The sequence below is a fragment of the Roseovarius salinarum genome (assembly GCF_002834145.1).
Lineage (GTDB): Bacteria > Pseudomonadota > Alphaproteobacteria > Rhodobacterales > Rhodobacteraceae > Roseovarius > Roseovarius salinarum.
On sequence record NZ_PHNT01000037.1, the window covers coordinates 1 to 4,446 of the forward strand.

At 56.1% G+C, this 4,446-nt stretch carries 2 protein-coding genes; both read left to right on the plus strand.

Annotated features, from left to right (window positions below; genetic code table 11):
* Positions 1–311 precede the first annotated feature (311 nt).
* Positions 312–2,822 (plus strand): helicase C-terminal domain-containing protein, encoded by a 2,511-nt coding sequence (locus CEF10_RS16765; protein ID WP_157933072.1) that lies wholly within the window; start codon positions 312–314, stop codon positions 2,820–2,822.
* Positions 2,823–2,826: 4 nt separating this feature from the next.
* Positions 2,827–4,359: a DrmB family protein gene (gene drmB / locus CEF10_RS16990; RefSeq protein WP_232796559.1), complete on the plus strand. Its 1,533-nt coding sequence runs from the start codon at positions 2,827–2,829 to the stop codon at positions 4,357–4,359.
* Positions 4,360–4,446: the final 87 nt, after the last annotated feature.

A 4,446-nucleotide genomic window follows, 5' to 3' on the forward strand; every position in this document is an offset into this window, starting at 1 on the left:
CGCTCGCGGAACTCGGCCGTGTATGTCGGGGTGTGCTTCTTCTTCGATTCCATAACGGTCATCCTCTGAGAGTTTTACCCTCTCGGAAACCCGGGGCGGTTCAAACTATATTCCAAGCTCGGATCAGCGCTGTTTCTGTCGATGGATGTTTCGAGCCATATCCAGCAGGTGACTACCTACCGCTAGGCGAGGAAGAACGAGAACTTCGGGTCATTTATCGAGATCAAGCGGCTTTCGCGGTCGGGCACGGAATCGCGGCGGACTGGGAGCTGGACGCTGATGGAACATGTCGGCGCGTTGTAACAAGCTCCTTGCCGAAAGCCCACGTTTGGAGGCCCCGCTTTGATGAACTTGTTGCTCGCGATGGAGGAGATCCTTTCGATGACGATGGGCTCTTCAACGTGTCGATGCTCGCGTCGGGCACTATGGAGCCAAGAGAACTTTCTGAACGTGTAGAAAGGTTTATCTCGTTCTACGAGCAGTGGATTGAAGCGCAAAAAGAGCTTGAAGTGCCGGCGGGGCTTGAAAAGGACGCCGAGAGAATAATCGAACGCTGCATCAAGAGTGCGGCTAGAATGAGGGAAGGCGCCCGACTGTTAGCCCAAGGCGGGCCAACGTTTAAGGCATTCACCTTGGCCAACCGCGCCATGCTTATGTCAATGTCGCATTTCGCTAGGGCAAGTGGTAGGTCGAGAGAAGACGGGCGACAAGGTCCATTCGAGCTCGGCGAGGCCGAGACCGGCCCGATCGACTACTTCGCCAACACACGGCCCGCATGGCGCCCATTCCAGCTCGCCTTCATGCTGCAAATCTTGCCTTCCCTCGTCGACGAGAACCACGAGGACCGCGAGTCTGTTGACGTGATCTGGTTTCCTACCGGGGGTGGCAAGACCGAGGCATACCTGCTCGCGGCAGCATTCGAACTTGTGAGACGTAGACTAGTGCATGGCGAAGCCGGCGCAGGTACCGGCGTCATCAATAGATATACCTATCGCTTTCTGACATCGGATCAGTTCCAGCGAACCTCAGGCATGGTCTGTGCGCTTGAGATGCTCCGACGAGCTCTTCGGGACGCAGGAGATAACTCCCTTGGCGAAACCGAGTTCTCGATCGGCCTATTCGTTGGCGGCGAGGTCAGTCCAAATAAGGTGAATTCCCCCGCGTACGATGGCAAGTGGAAGTCAGGCGGCGCACTCCAATGGTGCAGCTGGCTCTATGAGACCGAGCACCCGCGCGCGTCCAACCCCTTCCCAATCGAAAGCTGTCCTTGCTGTGGAACGCTTCTCGTTCCGTCCGAAAAAAAGCAGCTACCGAGCGGGGATGTTGACTTGTCCTTCTACGGTTTTCTCGCTTCGGATTCGTCTTTCCGCATTCGGTGTCCGGAGGAAGGCTGTGATTTCCATGATGGCCTGCCCACCTACGTTGTCGACGATCAGATCATCAGAAACCCGACGTCTTTCCTACTTGGGACGATCGACAAGTTCGCGATGATACCCTGGAAAGAGCAAGGTGGCAGGCTCCTTGGTGCGGCTACAAAGACTCGATCGCCGTCTCTTATTGTCCAAGATGAATTGCACCTAATTTCGGGACCACTAGGAACGCTCGCAGGAATCTATGAAGCGGCGTTCGAGACTGTAGTCCGTTCGACGGGTAGCGCAACGCCAAAGGTCATCGCAGCCACCGCTACTATCCGAAACGCGTCAGTGCAGTGCCGTAGAACATATGGCCGAAAAGGCATAGTTTTCCCCTCACCCGGAATACGCGCGGAGGACACGTTCTTCGCCCGCATGGATGTAGGAAACACTAATCATTCACGCCTCTACGTAGGTCTAATGGGCCAAGGGCTTCGTAGTACTGTCGCCGTTTCGTGGGCAATTGCCGCCATCCTGCAGTCCGTGAGCGAGCTAGAGGGCCAGCTTACTGTAGATGAGTTAGATGCCTACTGGTCCCTCGTCGCCTATCACAACAGTAAGCGTGAACTGGGACGTATCGTCAACGCGACGCGAGATGAGATACCAGCGAGGCTCAAGGTCTACGCCGAGGCGGAGGACGTGGAGAGAAACACGGACTTCGACGTACTTGAACTTAAGGCGCATGCCGAAGTACCGATCCCTGTCGCGCGGCAGAAGCTAGGACAGCGACATGATCCAGCGGCTTCTCCTGCGGTGGACATCGTACCTTGCACGAGCATAATCTCTGTCGGCGTGGACATCGATCGGCTTGGCTTGATGCTCGTCAACGGCCAGCCGAAACTTACTGCCGAATATATCCAAGCGTCCAGCCGAGTGGGCCGTGGCAAGGTCCCGGGCCTCGTGATCACTTGTTTTTCTCCAAGCAAGCCGCGCGACCGATCTCACTATGAGGCCTTCCGCAACTTCCACGAGCGCTTCTACAGCTTCGTGGAGCCAACGAGTGTGACGCCAGGATCGTTGCCGGCAATCAAGCGTGCGTTGCATGCAGCGCTCGTAACCGCGGTTCGCCATGGAACTGGCCTCAAGGATAATCAGGGCGCCCGGCGTTTCGACCCATCGGAAGCGAAGGCCAAGAAAATCCTCGCTACATTGCTTAAAAGGCTACAGGCGGCGTACCCCGAAACCGCGGACCACGACATTCGCTTGCGACTAGCGTCGGAATTAGATCGCCTCACCGAGCAATGGGTGAATTGGCGCAAATCCCATTCGGGCCTCACCTACGTTGTCGCCCCTTCTCAGCAGGATCCAGCGTTGTTGCGCCGGTTCGAGGACAAGCTCGTGGACGGTGTGGGCTGGCATACTCTCCAGTCGATGCGTCATGTCGATAGCGAACTAGCGTTAAGAGTCTGAGACCATGAGCACGAAATCCCTTAGACGGACACAGGTCGTATCGCCCTTCGGGGTCGGTGCACTATGCGAGATCGATGGCCAGTCATTTTTCATAAGAGGAACCCATCGATGGCCCACGGGGCGAAATCTAGAGGAAGTTGAACTTCATTCGTTGGTCAGTAGGCTGCGAGGCGTAAACCATTTAAAGAAACCCGGCTTCGCGGTATCGGCAACGCGGTTCCCGAGATGGCACTTCTGCCCCGGCTGCCGGAAGATGACATTCTGGTCCACCCAGAAGGACAAGAAAGACGAACAGGGCCAGCTCCCGGTGCCGCGTTGCGGGGAACCTGCGTGCAAGAAGCGAGTCCTTGTTCCCATGCGTTTTGTCGCCGTCTGCGACAATGGCCACCTCGACGAAATCGACTGGTACTACTGGGCTCACCGGGGTGCACAGCAGGCTGAAACCGGGAGCTGTTCACGAGAAGCAAGCGTGCTGTCTTTCGCAGTGAGTGGCCGGCGGGGCGGAGACTTCCAAAGCATGTACATCAAATGCTCTTGTGGGGCGGCGAGATCCCTTGGGGGCATTAGCGAGGGCACACTGCCGCAGACATGCAAAGGGTACCAACCCGGCGAAGGTAACTCGGGATGTACGGATGAAGACGGAAAACCATTGCGTATGTCGATGGAACCGAGGGGGTCCAGCGCTCTACACTACTCCTCTGTCATTTCAGCGCTCGATATCGCCCAAGCGACCAAAGGAAGCGCCCTTTCCGAAAGACTAATCCATGACTCGTATTTTCAATCTTGGGTGAAAATGGCGACAAGACAGCTCGCAAGGGGGCAAATTTCAATCGAAGACGTTCCGAGCGAATTCAAGGAAGATCTTGAAGAAATCGCCGAGGGCCACGGCGCTGATTTCGAAGATGTTCTCGAGGTTTTTCTTTCAAGGATTACCGCTGGGGAAGCGGCGAGTTCCTCGCAGGATCCCGCCGAAGATTTTGACCAAAAGGACGTGATGAATGAAGAGTTTCCAGTTCTTGCGTCTCCTCACGGCTTCAAAGGCAAGAGCCTTATAACCATTTCGCATGAGCCGCCGAGAGAATTTGGACTGAACAACCTTCTCGAGCGGATCGTTCAAGTTGAACGACTTCGCGAGGTGCGTGTCTTCCGTGGCTTTCAGAGACGCGACGTGGGTGCATCCAACAGAATGGTTCCACCAGACTTCGGGACAAATTCTGTAGATTGGCTTCCGGCAATCGAGGTATCCGGTGAGGGCATCTTCATACAGTTCAAGGCCGAGGCCGTGAAAGCTTGGCTGGATCGCAACAGGGCTGAGATAGATGCGTTCTCGTCCGCACAACTCCGAGCCGCGGAGGATGCCGACTTGCCGCCGCGGATGGGTTTCAACGCCAACCCTGTTTTCGTGATGATCCACACGTTCGCACACATGCTCATCAACCAGCTTTCTTTTGACTGCGGTTACTCGTCCACCTCATTGCGGGAACGTGAACTGGCCCCATTTTCGACCGGACACGTGGGCCTGAACCAGGAGGCTTAGGGATATCCCTAAGCATGTGCTCATGTCCGAAGTTGAGATCATCACGGATGGCGGCCGCCGGCGCCGCTGGAGTTCTGCCGAGAAGCT

What these genes read in the sequence shown, in the direction of transcription:
- drmB (WP_232796559.1), top strand. Translation starts at nt 2,827, where the DNA reads ATGAGCACGAAATCCCTTAGACGGACACAGGTCGTATCGCCCTTCGGG.